Genomic DNA, 19,974 nt, shown 5'->3' with positions numbered 1-19,974 from the left:
CATCGCCCGTCAGGGTCTTGAGCCTCACGTAACGGGAGCCCCTAGCGTCCCACCATGGAAATCATCGTCCACGACACCTTCCGGGCCATGGCGGACCTCCTGCGCGGACCGCTCGACGAGCGCCCCGCCCTCCTGTCCGCCATGCTCGCCCCGATGCGCTCGGCCATCCCCATGCCCGGCGACATCGTCGACATCCACCACCGGGGCGCGGGCTTCCGCGTCGACCGCGACGACCCGCGGTACCTGCCCGCCGTACAGAGGCTCATCGACCAGGACGTCCGCGGGCAGATCGAACGCACGCTCGCCAAGGCCGCCGGCGCCCTGCGGGACTTCAACGGTCCCGACACCATCCAGGTGATGTTCGTCATGGGCGACCCCGACGACGAGTACCTCATGAACGTCACGGGCGGTTACTACGGCATGGGCGGCGCGGGCGACTGGCTCTACCTCATCGCCTGGCCCGACGACGACGTCATCGGCAGGATCGCACACTGCGCGGTGCACGAGTTCCACCACAACGTCCGCTACCGCAACGTCGAATGGAACCCCGCGACCGTCACCGTCGGCGAGCACGTCATCGCCGAGGGCCTGGCGGAGGCGTTCGTGCGCGAGCTGTCGGGCCCCGAGGCGATGGGGCCGTGGTCGGCTCGCCCGCTCGACGACGAGGTGTTCGGCAGGATCGTCGCCGACCTCGGCCTGCAGGGCATGGGCGTCACGCCCGCCTACGTGCTCGGCGACACGGCCGTGGCGAGGTTCGGTCAGGAGCCGCGCGGCATTCCCGACCTCGCGGGCTACGCCGCGGGACTGCGCCTGGTCGACGCCCATCTCAGGGCGACCGGCAGGAGCGCGGCGGACTGCACGGCGCTGCCCGCCGCCGAGATCCTGTCAACCTGGGGAGACGAAGCCTGACTCGTAGGCGGCGATCACGGCCTGGGTGCGGTCGCGGGCGCCGAGCTTGGTGAGCACGTTGCCGACGTGCGTCTTCACCGTCTCCTGGCTGACCACCAGCTCGGCGGCGATCTCGCCGTTGGACAGTCCCCTGGTCATCAGCCGCAGCACGTCGCCCTCGCGACCGGTCAGCCTGCCGATGCCCGGCACCTCGGTCGCGGGCCTCCTACGCGCCGCGAGCTCCCTGATGGCCGCGGGGAACAGCAGCGTGTCGTTGGCCGCGACCACCCTGATGGCCCGCACCAGGTCGTCGGGCCTGGTGCGCTTGAGCAGGAACCCGTTCGCGCCCGCCCGCAGCGCGTCGTAGACGTAGTCGTCGTTCTCGAACGTCGTCACGACGAGCACCTTGGGCGGCTCGGGCAGCGCGACCAGCTGCCTGGTGGCCTGGATGCCGTCGACGCGCGGCATCCGCACGTCCATCAGCACCACGTCGGGGTGCTCCCTCCGGACCACGGGCAGGACCTCGGCGCCGTCGGCGGCCTCACCGACGACGGTGAGATCCTGCTCGGAGTCGACGATGATCCGCAGCCCGGTGCGGATGAGGTCCTCGTCATCGGCTATCACGACCTTCAGCATCACGCCCCCGACCGTAGCGGCAGCCGTACCTTCACCTGCCACTCGCCCTGCTCGCCCGGGCCCGCGTGGAGGGTGCCGCGCAGGAGCCCGACCCGCTCCCTCATGCCCGCCACCCCCCGCCCGCCGCCCCTTCCGGCCGCGGCCGACGGGGCGTTGGTGACCTCGATGCTCAGCTGGTCGTCCTGTACGGCGGCGGCCAGCCGTACCTCGCCCTGACCGTGTTTGATGGCGTTGGTCAGCGCCTCCTGCACGATCCTGTAGGCCTCGCGCGAGACCACGGCGGGCACGGCGGACAGGTCGCCGACCTCGCGCCGGACGTCGGCGCCCGAAGTGCGGATCAGCTCGTCGAGGTCGGCGAGCGTGGCCTGAGGGGCGCGCGCCTGGACGTCCTCCCTCAGCACGCCGAGCACGTGGTCGAGGTCCTCGAGCGCGGCCCTCGCCGACTGCTCGATCGCCTCGAGCGCCGTCCTCGCGGTCGCGGGGTCGCGCTCGAGGACCCTGCTCGCCGCGGCGGCCTGCAGCGTCACGACGCTCAGCGCGTGGCCGACCGAGTCGTGCAGTTCGCGGGCGAGCCTGTTGCGCTCCGCCAGCTTGCGGGCCTGCTGCTCGGCGACGGCGAGCCGGTCGCCGGGCGAGGGTCCGAGGAGCCTGGGCGCCAGCCTGGCCAGCAGCGCGCCCGCGCCCGCCACCAGGGCGACCAGGGCCACCGCGAAGGCCAGCCCCGCCACGGGCATCCACGCCAGCGGCGCGGCGTGGCCGAGGATCCCGAGCGTGTCGCCGGTGAACGGCACCGCGAGCAGCCACACGACGAACGGCACGACCGCCAGCGTGATGCCGCTCATCAGCCCGCCGACCGCGAGGTGCAGCGTGAACCACAGCGCGGTGCGCCGCCGCTCCCCCCAGGTGCGCCGCCCCCCGGGCAGCGGGTCGACCTTCGCGCCGAGCAGCCCCTCGGCCGCCGACACCTCGAAGGCCCGCAGCGGCAGGAACAGGCCCGTCACCGCGACCAGCGGCAGCACGCCCACGTAGACCAGCACGTCGACGGGGAAGAGCAGCTGCGTCACGCTGCCGCGGCCGGCGAGCGTGCCGCTGGCCAGCACCCCGATCATCATGTACGGCATCAGCAGCGCCCCGCCGAGGATCAGGCAGGCCCACCGTCGGGCGAGGAGTCTCCATCTCACAGATCCCATTCTATGTCGACGTCTATTCACTCCCAGCAGAATGTGCTTTTAGCGAAATATGCTCACGGAGAAAGTCGCCACCGAAATTCGAGCCTTCTCGATAGCGTCCTATTCGTAACGCGAGAGAAAGGTGGACGCATGACGGAGACCACTCGCACGGCCTGGCCGGAGCAGCTCAGCCAGCGCCTGCTGAAGGAGCGCATTATCGTTCTCGGCCAGGAGGTCGACGACGACATTTGCAATCGCCTGTGCGGTGAGCTGCTTTTGCTGGCGGCCGAAGACCCGGTCAGCGACGTCACTCTTTACATCAATTCACCCGGCGGCTCGATTTCGGCCGGGATGGCGCTTTACGACATGATGCACTTCGTCCCCTGCGACGTGGCGACGGTCGCGATGGGCTTCGCCGCCTCCATGGGGCAGTTCCTGCTGAGCGGCGGCACGCCCGGCAAGCGCTACGCGCTTCCCCACGCGAGAGTCGTCATGCACCAGCCCCTCGGTGGCATCGGCGGCACCGCGAGCGACATCCAGATCCAGGCGGAGAACCTGCTCTACACCAAGAAGCTGATGGCCGAGCTGATCTCCCAGCACACCGGCCAGCCGCTGGAGCGCATCCGCGAGGACTCCGACAGGGACCGCTGGTTCACCGCCCAGGAGGCCAAGGAGTACGGATTCGTCGACCATGTCGTCACCCACGCCAACGGAGTGATCAAGCGATGAACGCTCGTTACGTGCTGCCGTCCTTCGTCGAGCGGACCAGCTACGGCGTCAAGGAGATGAATCCGTACAACAAGCTGTTCGAGGACCGGATCATCTTCATCGGCACGCCGATCGACGACACCTCGGCCAACGACGTGATGGCGCAGCTGCTCACGCTCGAGTCGCTCGACCCCGACCGGGACATCCAGCTCTACATCAACTCGCCCGGCGGCTCCTTCACCGCGATGACCGCGATCTACGACACGATGCAGTACGTCAGGCCGGAGATCCAGACGGTGTGCATCGGCGAGGCCAGCTCCGCGGCGGCGGTCCTGCTGGCGGCGGGCACCCCCGGCAAGCGGGCGGCGCTGCCGCACGCGCGCATCCTGATCCACCAGCCCGCCACCGAGGGCGGCAGCAGGGGGCAGTCGAGCGACCTGGAGATCCACGCGCGGGAGATCCTGCGGATGCGCGACCAGCAGGAGGAGATCCTGGCCAGGCACACGGGCCGGACGCCGCTCGACATCCGCAAGGACATCGAGCGGGACCGGTTCATGACGGCCGAGCAGGCCCGCACCTACGGGCTGATCGACGACATCTTCGCCGGCAGGAAGCGCACCCTCACACCCGCCTGAGCCCATGGACGCCTTTCCGTGGCGTCCAGGACTTTCCAGCTGGTTCCCAGGACGTTCCGGGGTTCTCGGGACTTACGGGCCAGGACGTTCCGGGACTTACGGGCCAGGAACTTTCCCGGGCTCACGGGCCAGCACGTTCCGGGGCTCACGGGCCAGCACGTTCCGGGGCTCACGGGACGGGAAGAGGGCGTGACCGGCTTCTCGGACTCCACGTGGCCACCGAGGTCGGCCCTCCGCATGGCGGGCCCTTCGGGAGCTGATCCGGAGCTGATCCAACGGGGGGTATGGCGGGGCGCTCGCGGGTCACAGCGGGCGCCCACACCGGTCCCGGCGCGCAAGATGGGCCGCGCCGGGACCGGATCCCCGCCCCAACCCCTCCGAGGACATCGGCCCCTCACCATCGCCCCGGGAATTCATGCCCGCCATCACCCCGAGGATTCACGCCCGCCATCGCCCCGAGGAGGACGAGCGGACCACATCGGGCGAATCCCTTCGGGGGTGCGCTCACCGCCATCGCAGAGACCGATCGCCGACGGCCGCCGATCCCCCGCGCGGACCGGAGCGCAGCGCCCTTCTGCCGCCCGGATCGGCCTGAGGCAAACGTCCTCGACGCGAGACGGGCCGCCCGAGAAGCGCAGACCCACGGCCCGCACACCCGGGCGGTATAGGAAATGTCAGGACATGTAGCCTGCTTTGCGTTTTGTGGCGTAAGCGGGGGGAGTGGCGGGCGTGTCCGTCGAACAGGTCATCGTGCTTCTGGTGGCCGCCGCGGGAGCGGGCTGGATCGACGCCGTCGTCGGTGGCGGCGGGCTTCTCCAGCTTCCCGCCCTCCTGGTCGCCGGCGTCCCTACCGTCCAGGCGATCGCCACCAACAAGCTGGCCGCCATCTTCGGCACCGCCTCGGCCGCCGTCACCTACGTCCGCACCACCAAGCTCGATCGCGAGGTGGCCGTCCCCGCGGGCGTGCTGGCCGTACTGAGCTCGGGGCTCGGGGCGTCGGCCGCGGCGGCCATCTCCTCCGACGTCCTGCGCCCTCTGGTGATGGTCGTCCTGCTCGGCGTGGCGGCCTTCGTCACCCTGCGCCCTTCGTTCGGCGCGCTCCCCCAGCCGCACCTGCGCACCCGCGCGAGGGTGGGGGCGGCCATCGTGGCGGCCGGGGTGCTGATCGCGTTCTACGACGGCATCATGGGGCCGGGCACGGGAACGTTCCTGATCATCGCGTTCACCACGATCCTCGGGCTCGACTTCGTCCACGCGTCGGCCACCGCCAAGATCATCAACACCGGGACGAACCTCGGCGCGCTGCTGGTCTTCGGCTACCAGGGGCACCTGCTGTGGGCGCTGGGGCTCGGCATGGCGGCCTGCAACGTCGCCGGCGCCCAGGTGGGTGCCCGCATGGCGCTCAAGCGGGGCACGGGGTTCGTCCGCATCGTGCTGCTGTGCGTCGTGGTGGCGATGGTCGCCAGGCTCGCCTGGCAGCAGTTCTCCTGACACGCGAAGCGCCCCCCGCAGGCGACCGGCCCCACGACGCCCGCACGCACGAGTCCAGTCATGCCGGAGCCCGCCCTGCCCGCGCGAGTCCGGAGGGCGGGGTCAGATCGGGTTGCTCTCGCCCATGTCGTCGCCGGGCGACTGTCCAGGGGTGCTCCTGCCCGTCTCGCCGGGCGAGGGGCTCGAGTCGGGTTCCTGCGGCTCGGGTGAGACGGGCACCGGCGGCGGGCTCGGCACGAACTCCGTCGGCGGCAACGGCCGCGGCATCGGCGAACTGTCGTCGTCCCCGCCGAACAGCAGCAGCGCGATCACCGCTCCCATCAACAGGAGCAGCACCAGCACCGCGGCCGCGGCGAGCACCCTGGTCCGCGTCTCGGTGAGGGGCGCGCGCGGCCGTGGCGGCGCGGGCAGCGCGGGCGTGCGGTCGGCCAGCCAGTACGGCACGAAGTCGGGCCCGTGCACCTCGCCGATCAGCGTGCCGCCCACCAGCACGGGCTCCAGGAAGCGCTCGGCGCCCGGCCGTCCGGGGACGTAGGGCACCGCGACCCACGGCGCCTGGCCCAGGTCCGCCGCGATGACCGTCGGACCGTCGGAGACCGTGTTCTTGTTCCTGGCCCTGGCGACCCACCCGCGCACTCCTGAGGCGGAGCGGATCGCCGTCACGAACCGTTCGCGGGCCGAGGGGTCGAGCGCCGCCCCTCGGGTGAGCAGCGCGATCGACACCGCCCTGCCGTCGGCCGCCTGCCCGAGGTAGACCAGGCCGGCAGGCGCGGTGGACAGCCTGGCCTGTACGGCGAACCCTCCGAGGCGCGGCGGGTCACCGTACTGCAGCGGAACGGCCATGCGAGTCATCAAAGCACGTATACCCGGCGCGCCGGGTCGTGCACCCATAAGCCTTGTTTGGTGGAATAGCACACATGAGCACTGCCGAAGAGCTGTCGACGGGTACCGACGCGGCCGTGCTGCGTCAGACCCTTGAGGAGGTCCGGCGCGTCATCGTCGGACAGGATCATATGGTCGAGCGGCTGGTGGTGGCGCTGCTCGCCCGCGGCCACTGCCTGCTCGAAGGCGTCCCGGGCGTGGCCAAGACGCTGGCCGCCTCCACCTTGGCCACCGTGGTGGGCGGCACGTTCGCCCGCATCCAGTTCACCCCCGACCTGGTGCCGAGCGACATCGTCGGCACCCGCGTCTACCACCCCTCGAGCGAGCAGTTCGACGTCGAACTGGGCCCGGTGTTCGTCAACTTCCTGCTCGCCGACGAGGTCAACCGCGCGCCGGCGAAGGTGCAGTCCGCGCTGCTGGAGGTGATGGCCGAGCGGCAGGTGACGCTGGCGGGCGTCACGCATCCGCTGCCGAGGCCGTTCATCGTGCTGGCCACGCAGAACCCGATCGAGTCGGAGGGCGTCTACCCGCTGCCCGAGGTGCAGCGCGACCGGTTCCTGTTCAGGGTCAGGGTGCCGCACCCGAGCGCGCACGAGGAGATGGAGATCCTGCACAGGATGAGCGTCGCTCCGCCCGTGCCCGAGCGGATCCTCGACCCCGAGCGGCTGCTCGCCCTGCAGCAGCAGGCCGAGCAGGTCTCGGTGCACCAGCTGGTCGCCGACTACGTGGTGCGCCTGGTGATGTCCACCCGCGTGCCCGCCGAGTACGGCATGCCGGACCTGGCCGACACGATCGAGGTCGGCGTCAGCCCCCGCGCCACGCTCGGTCTGGTGGCGGCGGGCCGCGCGCTGGCGGTGCTGCGGGGGCGCGACTACCTGCTTCCCGACGACGTGCGCGACGTGGCGGTGGACGTGATGGGCCACCGGCTCATGCTCACCTTCGACGCCCTGGCCGACGGCATCGATCCCGAGCACGTGATCAGGCAGATCCTGCACGCCGTACCGCCACCCCTCGTGGTCTGGAACCAGAACAGGTGACCCGCGCGCCGGAGAAGGGGACGTCGTGACGAACCAGGCCGAGCAGGCGCTGCGCAGGCTCGAGCTGACGATCACCAGGAAGCTGGACGGCCTGCTGCACGGACAGCACGCGGGCCTGCTGCCCGGTCCCGGCAGCGAGGCCGGCGACAGCCGCGTGTACGTGCCGGGTGAGGACGACGTGCGGCGCATGGACTGGGCGGTGACCGCCCGCACGACGATCCCGCACGTGCGCGACCTGATCTCCGACAGGGAGCTGGAGACGTGGGCGCTGGCCGACCTGTCGCCCAGCATGGACTTCGGCACCGCCGACACCGACAAGCGTGACCTGGTGGTCTCGGCGATCGGCGCGATCGGGTTCCTGACCAGCAGGATGGGCGACCGGTTCGGCGCGCTGGTCCTGCACGACGACGCTCTGCACCGGATGCCCGCCAGGACCGGCCGCCCCGCCCTGTACGGCCTGCTGCACTCGCTGCTCGACGCGCCGCGCGGCCGGGCCGTGCCCGATGCCCCCGATCTGGCGGAGGGCATCGACGTGCTGGCGGCCATGCGCAGGCGGCACGGCCTGCGGGTGGTGGTCTCCGACTTCCTCGACGCCCGTCCGAGCCTCGACCCCGACGCCGAGCGCGAATGGGAGCGGCCGATGCGGCGGCTGGCGGCCCGGCACCAGGTGCTCGCAGTCGAGGTCATGGATCCCCGCGAACTGGAGCTTCCGGACGTCGGTGCCGTGGCGTTCACAGACCCGGAGACTGGGCACGTAAGCGACGTACACCTTTCGCCGCGGGTGCGCGCCGCCTACGCCGAGGCGGCGGCCCTGCAGCGGGAGGGCACCCGGGCCGCGCTGCGCAGGGCCGGGGTGGCCCACCTGGTGCTGCGCACGGACAGGGACTGGGTGTTCGACATCGCGCAGTTCGCGCTACGCCAGCGGCGCATGACGCACCTGGCACACCGAAGGGCGGGTATGTGAGCGAGGATCGCGCGGCAAGCACCCAGGAGCGGGAGGATTCGTGACGTTCCTCGCGCCGACCTATCTGTGGCTGTTCGCCCTGGTGGCGCTGGTGGTCGCGGTGTACGTGGCCGCGCAGTTCAGGCGGCGCCGCTACACCGTGCGCTTCACCAACCTGGCCCTGCTGTCCCTGGTCGCCCCCAGCGCTCCAGGATGGCGGCGGCACGTTGCCCCCCTGCTGTTCCTCATCATGATGAGCCTGCTGGTCGTCGGCGCGGCCAGGCCCGCCGACCAGGTGCGCGTGCCGCGCGACAGGGCCACGATCATCGTGGCGCTGGACGTGTCGCTGTCGATGGACGCCGACGACGTGCCGCCCAGCCGCATCGCCGCCGCCAAGACCGCCGCGCAGTCGTTCGTGCGCGGCCTGCCCGAGCGCTTCAACGTGGGCCTGGTCTCCTTCGCCCGCTCCGCCAACGTGGTCATCTCCCCCACCACCGACCGCCCTGCCGTCGTGACCGCGATCGCGAACCTGGCCACCAGGCCGGGCACCGCGATCGGCGAGGCGGTCTTCAACTCGCTGGAGTCGATCCGCTCCTTCGACCAGCGCGCGGCCACCGACCCGCCGCCCGCCGCGATCGTCCTGCTGTCCGACGGCGACAACACCTCGGGCCGCTCGGTGAACGAGGCCGTCGACGCCGCCAGGCAGGCGCGGGTGCCGGTCTCGACCATCGCGTACGGCACGCAGGACGGCGCCGTCATGATCGACGGCCGCCCGGTGACCGTACCGGTGAACAAGGCCACCCTGCAGTCGCTGTCGGAGGGCACCTCGGGCCGCGCCTACGCCGCCGAGTCGGGCACCGAGCTGCGCGAGGTCTACGAGCAGATCGGCACCTCTCTCGGGTTCAAGACCGTCAGCCAGGAGGTCAGCCAGTACTTCATCGTCGCGGCGATCGTCGCCGGCCTGCTCGTGGCGGCGGCGGCGATCCTGCTGGGCCATCGCATTCCTTGAGGGCGGTAACGTTTTCCCACGTGGCCCACTACTTCGAGGAGCAGCCGAAGGCGGCGAGCAGACCCGCGTCCGTCGATCTGGTCCTGCCCGACCTTCACCTGCGGCTGGCGACCGACAGGGGCGTCTTCTCCCCTGACCGGCTCGACCTCGGCACCCGCATCCTGCTGGAGAGCGTGCCGAAGCCCCCGCAGGAGGGCGATCTGCTCGATCTGGGCTGCGGCTACGGTCCCATCGCGCTGACCATGGCCGCCCGCGCGCCCGAGGCGAACGTGTGGGCCGTCGACGTCAACCGCCGCTCGCTGGAGCTGACCCTGCGCAACGCCGAGGCCGCCGCCCTCCCCCGGGTGCGGCCCGTGCACGTCGACGAGGTGCCCGAGGACGTGCGCTTCGCGGCGATCTGGTCGAATCCGGCGATCCGCATCGGCAAGCAGGCCATGCACGAGATGCTGACCCGCTGGCTGACCCGGCTGACCCCCGACGGGGTGGCCTACCTCGTGGTGCAGAAGCACCTCGGTTCCGACTCCCTGCAACGCTGGCTGTCCGACCAGGGGTGGCAGGCGACCCGCCACACCTCCCGCGCCGCGTACCGAATCCTGAAGGTGACCCGATGAGAAAGCAGCTGCGCCCGACCGACGTCAAGCGGCTCAACCGCACATGGCGTCGCAGCACGGAGAACCGACTGTCGATGATCGTCGAGTCGGTGACGGGCCCGTTCAACATCGGCTCGATCTTCCGCAGCGCGGCCGCGTTCGGCGTCGACCAGATCTGGCTGGCGGGCAACGCGACTCCGCCCACCAACCCGAAGGCGGGCAAGACCGCGCTCGGCACCGACAGGCTCGTGGCGTGGAAGGACGCCGTGCCGGTGCTCGACGCGGTGCGCGAGGCGAAGGACGACGGCTACACCGTCATCGCGATCGAGCTGACCGGCGAGGCTCGCCCCTTGCACAGGACCAACCTCGACCGTGACGTGTGCCTGGTCGTCGGCAGCGAGGACCACGGCTGCTCCCCCGCCCTGCTCGACGCCGCCGACCTCGCTGCCTACATCCCTCAGGTCGGCAGGGTCGGCTCCTTCAACGTCGGCGTGGCCGCCGCGATCGCGCTGTCCGAGGCCCGCCGTCAGGAATGGAGTAAATTGCCCGAGTCGTAACCCGGGTGACATGACGGGCCGGGCTCACAACCGGCATACTCGGCCTGTGTTCAGCCGTCGATTCGCGTTTCTCGATCATCCCGGCCCGCTGGCCTTCGCACATCGCGGCGGGGCACTCGAAGGGCTCGAGAACACCACCACGGCCTTCGAACGGGCGGTCGGGCTCGGCTACACCTACTTGGAGACCGACGCGCACGCCACCTCCGACGGCGTGCTGCTGGCCTTCCACGACCACACGCTCGACAGGGTGACCGACCGCCGGGGCAGGATCGCCGACCTGCCCTACAGCTTCGTCAGGCAGGCCCGCATCGGCGGCGTGCACGACATCCCCCTGTTGGAGGACCTGCTCGGTTCCTTCCCCGAGGCGCGGTTCAACATCGACGTCAAGGAGGCCGGCGCGATCGAGCCGCTGGCCGCCGTGGTCAGGCGGACGAACGCCTTCCACAGGATCTGCCTGACCTCCTTCTCCGACGAGCGGCTGGTCAGGGCCCGCGCGGCGATGGGCCGCGAGGTGTGCTCGGCGCTCGGCCCGCGCGGCGTCGCGGCCCTGCGCGCCGCAGCCGCCACCTCGGGGTACGGCCGTGTCCTCGCCCGCCTGGCCCGTTCGGGCGTGCCGTGCGCGCAGGTGCCGGTCGGCTTCCGCGGGCTGCGGGTCACCACCCGCTCCCTCGTGCGTACGGCGCACGCTCTTGGCATGCAGGTCCACGTGTGGACCATCAACGACACCCTGCGCATGGACCACCTGCTCGACCTGGGTGTCGACGGCATCATGACCGACAACATCTCCGGCCTGCGCGACGTCCTCGACCGGCGCGGGCTCTGGCACCCCGGCCAGCTCGCAGCCTAGGAGCCCTGCCTTGGCAGTCCCCTCACCCCCTGACGTCTCCGACGACTCCCCCGCCGCCCGCCGCCGAGAACAGCGCGGCTGGTACTGGTACGACTGGGCGAACTCTGCGTTCCCCACCACCGTGCTGACGGTGTTCCTCGGGCCCTACCTGACCGACATCGCCGAGACCGCCGCGGCGGGCGCGCCGTACGTGGACGTGCTCGGCTTCGACGTACGGCCCAGCGCCTACTACTCCTTCGTGGTCGGCGTGGCGGCCGTGCTGCAGATCGTGCTGATGCCGATCGCGGGAGCGCTGGCCGACCACACGGGGCGCAAGAAGGAGCTGATGGGCTTCTTCGCCATGCTGGGCGCGGCGGCGACCGTCTGCTTCTGGTTCGTCAGCGACGGGCGCTACCTGCTGGGCGGCGCGCTGTTCCTGGTCGCCAACGTCGGGTTCGCGTGCGCGTTCGTCATCTACAACTCCTTCCTGCCCGAGATCGCCACACCGGCCGAGCGCGACAGGGTGTCGGGCATGGGCTGGGGCTTCGGCTACCTCGGCGGCGGGTTGTTGCTGGCCGTACACCTGGTGCTGTTCCTGCGGGCGGAGTCGTTCGGGCTGGACGGCGGCACCGCGGCGCGCATCGCGCTGAGCTCGGCGGGGCTGTGGTGGGGCGGGTTCACGATCATCCCGCTGCTGCGGCTGCGCAACAGGCGCGCGGCGGCCGAGCGGGGCGAGACGGCGGGACGGGCGGTCGCGGGCAGCTTCCGCCAGCTCGGCAGGACGGCGATGGAGCTGCGGCGCTACCCGCTCACGCTGGCCTTCCTGGTGGCCTACCTGCTCTACAACGACGGCGTGCAGACCGTCATCTCCTTCTCCGCGACATACGCCGACAAGGAGCTCGGACTGGACAAGACCGTGCAGATCGCGGCCATCCTCATGGTGCAGTTCGTCGCGTTCGGCGGGGCACTGCTGCTCAGCCGTCTGGCCTCGCTGTTCGGCGCCAAGCGGGTGGTGCTGGCCGCGCTGGTGGCGTGGACCGCGGTCGTGTGCGTGGCCTACTTCCTGCCCAAGGGCTCGGCCACGGCCTTCTTCGCGCTGGGCTTCGCCATCGCGATCGTCATGGGCGGCACGCAGGCGCTGTCCCGCTCGCTGTTCTCGCACGTGATCCCGCGTGGCAAGGAGGCCGAGTACTACAGCCTCTACGAGATCAGCGACAAGGGCTCGACCTTCCTCGGCTCGTTCACGCTGGGCCTGGCGCTACAGCTGACCGACAGCTACCGGCTCGGCATCATCTCGCTGGTGATCTTCTTCATCCTGGGCGGCGCGCTGCTGGCGGCCGTCAACCTGCCCAAGGCGATCCGCGAGGCGGGCAACGAGGTGCCGGAGAAGGTCTAGCCTCCGATGCCGAGGCCTTCGGCCCCCGGGGCGGCCAGCACCATCGTCCCGGGGCCCTGGGCCGCGCCTGGGCCTCCCAGCACGGTGATCGTGTCGGCGCGCGCCTCGCCGCCGCAGTGCGGGCAGGTGACCACGGGCGTGAACAGCTCACCGCACGAGTGCCGCAGCAGCGCCGGAGGGCCGCCGGGAGGGGTCGACCACTTGTCGCCCCATGCCATCAGCGTGATCAGCGCGGGCACGATCTCCCGGCCCGCCTCGCCCAGGTGGTATTCGTAGCGGACCGGCCGCTCCTGGTAGAGCCGCTTCTCGACCACACCCGCCGCGACGAGCCGCTCCAGCCTGGCCGTCAGCAGGTTGCGGGAGATGCCCAGATCCTCGGCGAGCTCGTCGAACCTGCGCACGCCCAGGAAAAGGTCGCGAAGGATCAGCGGCGTCCACGGCTCGCCGATCACGCCGACCGCCTGAGCGATTGAGCAATGCATGTCCCCGAACCTGTTCATGACCCCAGCATAGTCAGTTGCTAAAGTGAACTCGTATCAGTTCACTTTCAGGACTAACCCTTCAGGGAGCCCAGGATGAACAACGCACTCCGCTACCGCGAGGCCGGCGAGAAGAAGGACCTCGACGCGCTCATGTCCACGCTCGCGCCCGACGTGGTCTTCCACTCCCCGCTCAGCGCCCGGGCCGGATTCCGGGGCCACGACGAGCTGAGGGCCCTGTTCGGCGTCGTCTTCGCCACCATCGGCGAGCTCCGCTACCACACCGACGTCGGCGACGACAGGACCCGCATGCTCGCCGCCACCACCACGCTCGGCGGCCACACCATGGAGGAGTCGGTCCTGCTCAAACTCGACGAGAGCGGCCTGATCTCCGAGATCACGATGTTCGTCCGCCCGCTGCCGGCCCTCACCAGGCTCATGGCCGCGCTCGGAACCGGGCTGGCGCGCGCGCAGGGAAGGAAGGCGGTGGCCGCACTGGTCGGCCTGGCGGCGGGACCGCTGGTGTTCATGACGGAGAGCGGCGACAGGACCCTGGTCCCACTCGTCACCGGAGCGTCGCCGCGCCGCTGAAGAACCTTCTCGCGCCTCGAACCCCGCCATGGCCGCCCTATGCGGAACGCATGTCCATGAGGTGATCCCGGCACTACTTCACGGCCGCCCCGAGCGGCGATCCTGAGAGCGCACACGCTCAGGCGCAGAGCAGTTCTCACTACAGAGAGCACCGCTCTTGACATCGCTGCTCCTTAACGAGAGCATTGCTCTCACAACAGGGCACCTTCCCCCATCTGGAGTTCTCGTGAAGCTCACCCAGGCGGCCTACGCGCTCACCGGCGCGCTCTTCCTCGTCTATCCGGCCGTGCGTCCCTCAGGGGACGACGCCGCCGCGATGTCCACGACCGCCTGGGTGGTCGGCCACCTCGCGGCGATGATCGGGTTCATCCTCCTCGGCCTGGCCGCGCTCGGACTGCACCAGATCCTGAAGGATCGGCTCTCGCTGCGGGCGGCGGTGGTGACCTGGATCGGCGCTGGGCTGACGCTTCCCTACTACGGCGCCGAGGACTTCGGCCTCAACGTGATCGCCAAGCGGGCCCTGCGTGACAACACCCCGGCGCTGATGGAACTCGCCGTGGAGTTCCGCTACGGCGCGCCGGCGGTGACGATGTTCGCGATCGGGCTGGCCCTGTTGGGCATCGGCACGATCATGACCGCGGTGTCCGTGTGGCGCTCGGGGACCCTGCCGGCGTGGAGCGCCGTGCCGCTGGCGGTGGGGTTCGCGCTCTTCATCCCGCAGTTCTTCGCGCCGATCTACGCCATCCGCATCGCCCATGGCGCGCTGATCGCGGTCGGCGGGGTGTGGCTGGCGATCGCGCTGGCCAGGGGACGCACGAGGGCCGATGCGGGTGTGCCCGCCTGAGAACCCTCAACCCACGGACCGAGGCCGGTACGCCGCTCACAGGCGTCCCGGCCTCGGTCCGTGGGCCGTCGCCGTGCCGCCCGGCGGAGGCCGACACGGCGGGACCTCAGCGGCGCAGACGCTCGAGAGGCGTGAGCGAGGAGGCGCGGGAACGCGGGGGCGCGGGGGCGTGGAGACGCGGGGGCCGTGGGAAGGGGCGGGGTGAGGCAGTGTTCCCGGCGGAACGATCCACGGGACGTGGTGGCGAGGCGGAAATCGTTCGTGGAGCGGAGGAGATGGCGCGGGCGCCGGTGGGAGGTGCGGCGGCCGAGGCCAGGGTGCTGATCCGGGGGGTAGAGGATGTGATCGGCGTGTCCGCCGACGATCTCGCTAGGCCCTCAGAGCCCGGCGCGCTCACCTCTCGTCGCAAAAAGCGAGATTGGATCACCCCTTGGGTGGGAATCCACTCACGGTATCAAGCGTTAGACACCGTGGGAGACAGACCCCCCACGATGGGGGCCCTGTAGGAGGCATTAAAACATGGGCGAGCGCGCACTTCGTGGCACCAGGCTCGGGGCAACCAGCTACGAGAACGACCGTAACACGGATCTGGCCCCGCGCCAGGAGGTGTCCTACACCTGTTCGAAGGGGCATCGCTTCGAGGTTCCGCTTGCAGCTGAGGCAGAGATCCCCGCGACCTGGGAGTGCCGCATGTGCGGCGCCACCGCGGTTCGCGTGGACGGCGAGCTGCCGGAGGCCAAGAAGGCGAAGCCCCCGAGGACGCACTGGGACATGCTGCTGGAGCGGCGGTCCATCGAGGACCTGGAGGAGGTTCTCAACGAGAGGCTGGCGATCCTTCGCGCACAGCGACGCAAGAGCGCCTGACCTCCGACACGGTGACGCTGGAACGCCCCGGACCTTCCCGGTCCGGGGCGTTTTTGCTGCCCTGAGGCCGGCACCCCCACGCAGGCTCGCCGGTCAGCGTGGCCGGTAACGGCCGGTCCCCAGCCGCGCTGTGCCGACTCCGTGGGCGGACCGGGGCAGGCCGCGAAGGGACGTCGCGAAGGGCAGGACGGGAAAGGACGCAGGGAAGGGCCGCCGTTCACCCGGACGGGCGGCCGGTTGAACCGCGGGCGATCAGCGTCGGTGGGAAGACGTGGTCGACGTGGGGCGTGTGATAGCCCTGCAGGCGCTCCCACAGCGCGTTGGCCGCGGCCCCCGCCATCTGCTCGATGGGCTGGTGGACGGTGGTCAGGGGCGGGTTGCTGTGCGAGGCGAGATAGGAGTCGTCGTACCCGATCACGGACACGTCGCCCGGCACGGACAGGCCCGCCTGGCGTGCCGCGGCGAGGGCGCCGAGCGCCATGAGGTCGCTGCCGGCGACGATGGCGGTCGCGCCGGCCGCCAGCAGCCGTTGGGCGGCGGCGTGCCCGCCCGTCAGCGAGTAGTCGGTCTCCGCGTAGAGCGCGTCGTCGACCGAGCCGAACCATTTGCGCATCTCCCTGCGGTAGCCGTTCAGCCGGTTCTGCGAGGGCCGCAGGTACCCCTGGCCGCCGGCCAGGCCGATGCGGGTGTGTCCGAGGGACCGTAGGTGCGCCACCGCCATCGCCGCGCCCGCGGCCTCGTCGGTGGTCACGGTGGAGACCGGCAGGTCGGGGACGTGCCCGCCGACGAGCACCATCGGCAGGTGCTGCTGGTGGAGCTGCCAGTAGAAGCCGTGGTCGGCCGAGGGGTTGGCGTGCCGTCCCGAGATCAGGACCAGGCCCTGGATGCGCTGCCGTACGAGAGAGGCGATGTAGTCGAGCTCGGTCGGCCCCTTCTTGGTGGAGCTGCCGATCATCGCGGTCACGCCGACGGCGCCGAGCCTCGTCTCGATCGCGCCGGCGAGGAGCGGGAAGACGGGGTTGTCCAGCTCCGGGACGATGATACCGACGAACGGCTCGGACGCGGGCGCGGGCGCGACCATGCCCTGCTCGCGCATGGCGCGAAGCACGCGGTCGCGGGTCTCCTCCGCCACGCCAGGCCGGTCGTTGAGCACGCGGCTGACCGTCGCCGCGCTGACCCCCACGCGCTTGGCGATCGTCCGGACCGACAGCCTTGACATCCGCCCTCCAGAAACCATTGAAACATGTTGCCGAGTGTTGCGACCCTCTTCGGGAGCGACCTAGGCTCCCGGCCAGATAAGCAGGTAAGCAGCGAATTGCGGAGCACTGACAGCATGTGGCAGTCCGAAACACTTTGCAACACGAGCGCGCACCACGACGGTTCGCCGCTCTACGTGTCCGATCCGTCGCCGGGGCTGGGCGAGCGTGTCGAGGTGTTCGTGCGCACCGCCGGCGCGCTTGGCGTCAAGCGCCTGTACGTGCGCACCTCCCCCGACGGCGAGCCCAGGTTCACCGAGGCGAGGATCGACAGGGCCACGCAGGACGAGACGTGGTGGAGGGCGCCTGTCGAGATCGTCAACCCTGAGTGCGGCTACCGCTTCCTGTTGCACACGGAGCGCGGGCCGCTCTGGCTCAACGCGTCGGGGCTGCGCCGTACCGAGGTCACCGACGCCGCCGACTTCACGCTCACCGCCTATCCGCCGCCGCCCGCCTGGGCTGCGGACGCGGTGATCTACCAGATCTTCCCCGACCGTTTCGCCCGCTCCGACCGGCCACGCGGCCCCCTGCCCGGCTGGGCCAGGCCCGCGTCCTGGGACGAGCCCATCCCGTACGGCAGGCCCGAAGCGCTCCAGCAGATCTACGGCGGCGACCTGTGGGGTGTGGCCGACCGCCTGGACCACATCGCCGGGCTCGGCGCCAACCTGATCTACCTGACGCCCTTCTTCCCCGCCCGTTCCAACCACCGCTACGACGCCACCACGTTCGACCGGGTGGACCCGCTGCTCGGCGGCGACGAGGCGCTCAGGGAGCTCACCGCCAGGGCGCATGCCCGCGGCATCCGGGTGATCGGCGACATCACGCTCAACCATTCGGGCGACGGTCACGACTGGTTCACCAGCGCCATGGGCGACCCCCGCAGCCCCGAGCGCGAGTTCTACTACGTGGACGGCGACGACTACGCCACGTTCGCGGGTGTGAGGACGCTGCCCAAGTTCGACCACAGGTCGGCGGAACTGCGAAGACGCCTGGGCAGGGTGATGGCCCGCTATCCGGACGAGTTCGGGCTCGACGGCTGGCGTGTGGACGTCGCCCAGTCGGCGGGCCGTCACGGTGGCGTCGAACTCAACGACCTGGTCGCCGCGGACGCCAGGGCGGCGCTGGGAGAGGGAAGGCTGCTGCTGGCCGAGCACCAGTTCGACGCGTCGGCGGCGCTGCGCGGCGACGGCTGGCACGGCACCATGTCCTACGCGGGCTTCGCCCGGCCGGTCTGGTCGTGGCTGGCGCTGGAACGTGCCACCGAGTTCTGGGGCACGCCGGGCCCCATCCCGCTGTACGGCGGGCGGGACGTCGCCGACGTGATGCGCGAGCATGCCGGCCGGCTCCCGTGGCGTTCCTACACCCACAACCTCACGCTGCTCGACTCGCACGACACGGCCAGGTTCCGGTCGATCGCGGGCCGCGACCGCCAGCATCTCGGCGCCGCGCTCCTGTTCACGCTGCCGGGACTGCCCATGATCTTCGCAGGGGACGAGGTCGGCGTGGAGGGGGTGCATCTGGAGGACGGCCGCCGCCCCTTCCCTTGGGACGAGGGGACGTGGGACCGGCAGACGTACCGGACCTACGGCGAGCTCGTGGCACTGCGCCGGAGCAGGCAGGCGCTGCGCAGGGGCGGCCTGCGCTGGCTGCGCGCCGAGGACGACGTGCTGCTCTTCGAGCGTGCCGTGCCGGGCGAGAGCCTGCTGATCCAGGTCAGCAGGGCAAGCCACGCGCCGGGGCCGGCACCCTGCGCGCTGTCCAGCCTCACCGGAGGTCCCGACCTGCGACCTGGAGAGCCGATGCCGGGCGACGGGCCCGCCTTCCATGTCTGGGAGGTCGCCCGATGATCGAGGTTCTGGCCGGTGTGCGCTCCGAGGCGCTCGGCAACGCGAGGGACGTGTTCGTCTACCTGCCGCCCGGCTACGACGCGGCGGCGGGGCCGTACCCGCTGGTGGTCCTGCACGACGGGCAGCACGTGTTCGCAGGCGCGGGTCTCGAGCCGAGCTGGCGGGTGGACGAGACGCTCGACGACCTCATCGGCAGGGGGCTGTTGCCGCCGCTGGTGGCCGTGGGCGTCGCCAACGCCGGTGACCAGCGCGGCAACGAGTACTCGCACGAGGTGCCGTACCCGCGCGACCCGAACGGCAGCTGCCGCGGCGAGCTGTACGAGCGCTTCCTCGTCGAGGAGCTGCTCCCGCTGGTGCGCGAGCGCTACGCGATCACCGGCGATCCCGGCGCGACCGCCGTGATGGGCTCCTCCATGGGCGGCCTGGTCAGCTACCACCTGGCCTTCCGCCGTCCTGACGTGTTCGGTCTCGCGGCCGTGCTGTCGCCGTTCCTCGTCTTCGTGGACCCGGAGACCCTCGAGGAGACGCCGGTCTTCCGCCGCTTCCCCGGGCGCGGGCCGAACCGGATCTGGATCGACATCGGCGGCATGGAAGGCCTGATCATGGTCAAGCCGGTGCGCGAGCTGGTCGGCCACCTCATCGGCGTGGGGTACGGGCCCGACGAGGACCTGCGCTACCGTCACGAGCCGTCCGCGCCGCACCATGAGGACGCCTGGGCAGGGCGTGCGGGCAGCGCGCTGCTCCACCTGTTCGGCGTGGAGGGCCCGCCGTTCGCCCTGTCGGGCTCGGACGGTCATGGCGCCGTCGGCCAGGCCGTGGACGTCGCGCCCGTCGGCGAGCGGTCAGACGGCTGCGTCTACTCGGTGCTGAGCGCCGATGTGACGTGGCGACCGCCCCAGATGCTGGAGCCCGGCGCGGGTCACGGCCTGTTGACCGGGGTGGAGGCGGGGACCGCCGAGGTCGTCGCCAGAGCCGGACGGCTGGAGGCGGCCGGGCGGGTCACGGTCGTGGACGGCCCGGCCGACGCGCTGCTCGACGTCACCGTCGTCGTCCCTGAGGACACCCCGGCCGATTCGCCGGTCTACTTCTCCGGCCTGGTCACCACCGAGGTCGCGCCCGGCGTCCACCACGGCGCGTGGCGGCTGCCGCGCGGCGTCGGCCTGAACGGCACCATCGGCCGCGGCTGGCGCCGCGACGGGCTGGACGCCGACGGCCTGCCCATCCGCACCCCCCTACGGCACGACGGGGACCGGCGCGTGTGGGTGCGCGTCGCGGCCTGGAGCGATCCCGCCCAGGCCGACCCGCACGCCGGATCCTGAGGAGAAT

The 19,974-nt window shown here is 71.0% G+C and carries 21 protein-coding genes; 16 read left to right on the top strand and 5 right to left on the bottom strand.

Translation table 11 applies throughout. The annotated features are described in order from the left end of the window. Positions 1–54 precede the first annotated feature (54 nt). Entirely contained in the window at positions 55–909 is an 855-nt protein-coding gene (locus AC3EO4_RS10935) for a DUF2268 domain-containing putative Zn-dependent protease (protein WP_379568640.1), read from the top strand. On the opposite strand, the gene AC3EO4_RS10930 is transcribed toward AC3EO4_RS10935, so the two are convergent. Both AC3EO4_RS10930 and AC3EO4_RS10925 read right to left on the bottom strand, forming a co-directional pair. Then, on the bottom strand, positions 886–1,524 hold the full coding sequence (locus AC3EO4_RS10930) for a response regulator transcription factor (RefSeq protein ID WP_431895558.1): 639 nt from the start codon (positions 1,522–1,524) through the stop codon (positions 886–888). The genes AC3EO4_RS10935 and AC3EO4_RS10930 overlap by 24 nt on opposite strands. Next, positions 1,524–2,705, bottom strand: a complete 1,182-nt coding sequence (locus tag AC3EO4_RS10925; protein WP_379568642.1) for a sensor histidine kinase — start codon at positions 2,703–2,705, stop codon at positions 1,524–1,526. Before AC3EO4_RS10925 ends, AC3EO4_RS10930 begins: the two co-directional genes overlap by 1 nt. Positions 2,706–2,843: 138 nt before the next feature. Between AC3EO4_RS10925 and AC3EO4_RS10920 the strand changes: the two genes are divergently transcribed. The 3 genes from AC3EO4_RS10920 to AC3EO4_RS10910 all read left to right on the top strand — a co-directional run bounded on the left by AC3EO4_RS10920 (position 2,844) and on the right by AC3EO4_RS10910 (position 5,527). After that, positions 2,844–3,422 (top strand): ClpP family protease, encoded by a 579-nt coding sequence (locus AC3EO4_RS10920; RefSeq protein WP_431895178.1) that lies wholly within the window; start codon positions 2,844–2,846, stop codon positions 3,420–3,422. Beyond that, on the top strand, positions 3,419–4,036 hold the full coding sequence (locus AC3EO4_RS10915) for an ATP-dependent Clp protease proteolytic subunit (RefSeq protein ID WP_379568646.1): 618 nt from the start codon (positions 3,419–3,421) through the stop codon (positions 4,034–4,036). Before AC3EO4_RS10920 ends, AC3EO4_RS10915 begins: the two co-directional genes overlap by 4 nt. A 729-nt stretch (positions 4,037–4,765) precedes the next feature. Further along, positions 4,766–5,527 (top strand): TSUP family transporter, encoded by a 762-nt coding sequence (locus AC3EO4_RS10910; protein WP_379568648.1) that lies wholly within the window; start codon positions 4,766–4,768, stop codon positions 5,525–5,527. Positions 5,528–5,629: 102 nt separating this feature from the next. On the opposite strand, the gene AC3EO4_RS10905 is transcribed toward AC3EO4_RS10910, so the two are convergent. Beyond that, positions 5,630–6,370, bottom strand: coding sequence for a hypothetical protein (locus AC3EO4_RS10905; RefSeq protein WP_379568650.1), 741 nt, complete (start codon positions 6,368–6,370; stop codon positions 5,630–5,632). Between the two features lie 74 nt (positions 6,371–6,444). Between AC3EO4_RS10905 and AC3EO4_RS10900 the strand changes: the two genes are divergently transcribed. Genes AC3EO4_RS10900 through AC3EO4_RS10870 form a run of 7 tightly spaced genes read left to right on the top strand, consistent with a single transcriptional unit; the run spans position 6,445 to position 12,767 of the window. Next, entirely contained in the window at positions 6,445–7,446 is a 1,002-nt protein-coding gene (locus tag AC3EO4_RS10900) for an AAA family ATPase (RefSeq protein WP_379568652.1), read from the top strand. 25 nt (positions 7,447–7,471) lie between these two features. Beyond that, on the top strand, positions 7,472–8,410 hold the full coding sequence (locus AC3EO4_RS10895) for a DUF58 domain-containing protein (RefSeq protein WP_431895175.1): 939 nt from the start codon (positions 7,472–7,474) through the stop codon (positions 8,408–8,410). Positions 8,411–8,450: 40 nt separating this feature from the next. Further along, entirely contained in the window at positions 8,451–9,398 is a 948-nt protein-coding gene (locus AC3EO4_RS10890; protein ID WP_431895174.1) for a VWA domain-containing protein, read from the top strand. 20 nt (positions 9,399–9,418) lie between these two features. Continuing rightward, positions 9,419–10,009: a class I SAM-dependent methyltransferase gene (locus AC3EO4_RS10885; RefSeq protein ID WP_379568658.1), complete on the top strand. Its 591-nt coding sequence runs from the start codon at positions 9,419–9,421 to the stop codon at positions 10,007–10,009. Next, the gene (locus AC3EO4_RS10880) at positions 10,006–10,545 is read left to right on the top strand and encodes a TrmH family RNA methyltransferase (RefSeq protein ID WP_379568660.1); all 540 of its coding nucleotides are present in this window, start codon (positions 10,006–10,008) and stop codon (positions 10,543–10,545) included. Before AC3EO4_RS10885 ends, AC3EO4_RS10880 begins: the two co-directional genes overlap by 4 nt. Before the next feature lie 46 nt (positions 10,546–10,591). Then, a complete protein-coding gene (locus AC3EO4_RS10875) occupies positions 10,592–11,392 on the top strand; it encodes a glycerophosphodiester phosphodiesterase family protein (RefSeq protein ID WP_431895171.1) in 801 nt (266 codons plus the stop codon). A gap of 10 nt (positions 11,393–11,402) precedes the next feature. Then, positions 11,403–12,767, top strand: a complete 1,365-nt coding sequence (locus AC3EO4_RS10870; protein WP_431895169.1) for an MFS transporter — start codon at positions 11,403–11,405, stop codon at positions 12,765–12,767. Here AC3EO4_RS10870 and AC3EO4_RS10865 read toward each other — a convergent pair. Then, entirely contained in the window at positions 12,764–13,267 is a 504-nt protein-coding gene (locus AC3EO4_RS10865) for a winged helix-turn-helix transcriptional regulator (protein ID WP_379568666.1), read from the bottom strand. The genes AC3EO4_RS10870 and AC3EO4_RS10865 overlap by 4 nt on opposite strands. A gap of 75 nt (positions 13,268–13,342) precedes the next feature. On the opposite strand from AC3EO4_RS10865, the gene AC3EO4_RS10860 reads away from it, so the two are divergent. From AC3EO4_RS10860 to AC3EO4_RS10850, 3 genes are all read left to right on the top strand, one after another. Continuing rightward, positions 13,343–13,837, top strand: a complete 495-nt coding sequence (locus AC3EO4_RS10860; protein WP_379568668.1) for a nuclear transport factor 2 family protein — start codon at positions 13,343–13,345, stop codon at positions 13,835–13,837. A 226-nt stretch (positions 13,838–14,063) separates the two neighbouring features. After that, complete coding sequence (locus tag AC3EO4_RS10855) at positions 14,064–14,681, top strand: hypothetical protein (RefSeq protein WP_379568670.1); 618 nt, start codon at positions 14,064–14,066, stop codon at positions 14,679–14,681. A gap of 519 nt (positions 14,682–15,200) precedes the next feature. After that, entirely contained in the window at positions 15,201–15,545 is a 345-nt protein-coding gene (locus tag AC3EO4_RS10850; protein ID WP_183661557.1) for an RNA polymerase-binding protein RbpA, read from the top strand. A 217-nt stretch (positions 15,546–15,762) separates the two neighbouring features. Here AC3EO4_RS10850 and AC3EO4_RS10845 read toward each other — a convergent pair whose 3' ends face one another. After that, positions 15,763–16,764 carry a LacI family DNA-binding transcriptional regulator gene (locus tag AC3EO4_RS10845; RefSeq protein ID WP_379568672.1) on the bottom strand — a complete coding sequence of 334 codons (1,002 nt, stop codon included), beginning with the start codon at positions 16,762–16,764 and terminating at the stop codon, positions 15,763–15,765. A gap of 114 nt (positions 16,765–16,878) precedes the next feature. Here AC3EO4_RS10845 and AC3EO4_RS10840 point away from each other — a divergent pair, with 114 nt between their 5' ends. Both AC3EO4_RS10840 and AC3EO4_RS10835 read left to right on the top strand, forming a co-directional pair. Then, positions 16,879–18,648 (top strand): glycoside hydrolase family 13 protein, encoded by a 1,770-nt coding sequence (locus AC3EO4_RS10840; protein WP_431895165.1) that lies wholly within the window; start codon positions 16,879–16,881, stop codon positions 18,646–18,648. Continuing rightward, entirely contained in the window at positions 18,645–19,967 is a 1,323-nt protein-coding gene (locus AC3EO4_RS10835) for an alpha/beta hydrolase (protein WP_431895163.1), read from the top strand. The genes AC3EO4_RS10840 and AC3EO4_RS10835 overlap by 4 nt, the downstream gene beginning before the upstream one ends. Positions 19,968–19,974 lie beyond the last annotated feature (7 nt).

Source organism: Nonomuraea sp. bgisy101, from assembly GCF_057708945.1.
This window is presented reverse-complemented; position numbering and strand designations above follow the sequence as displayed.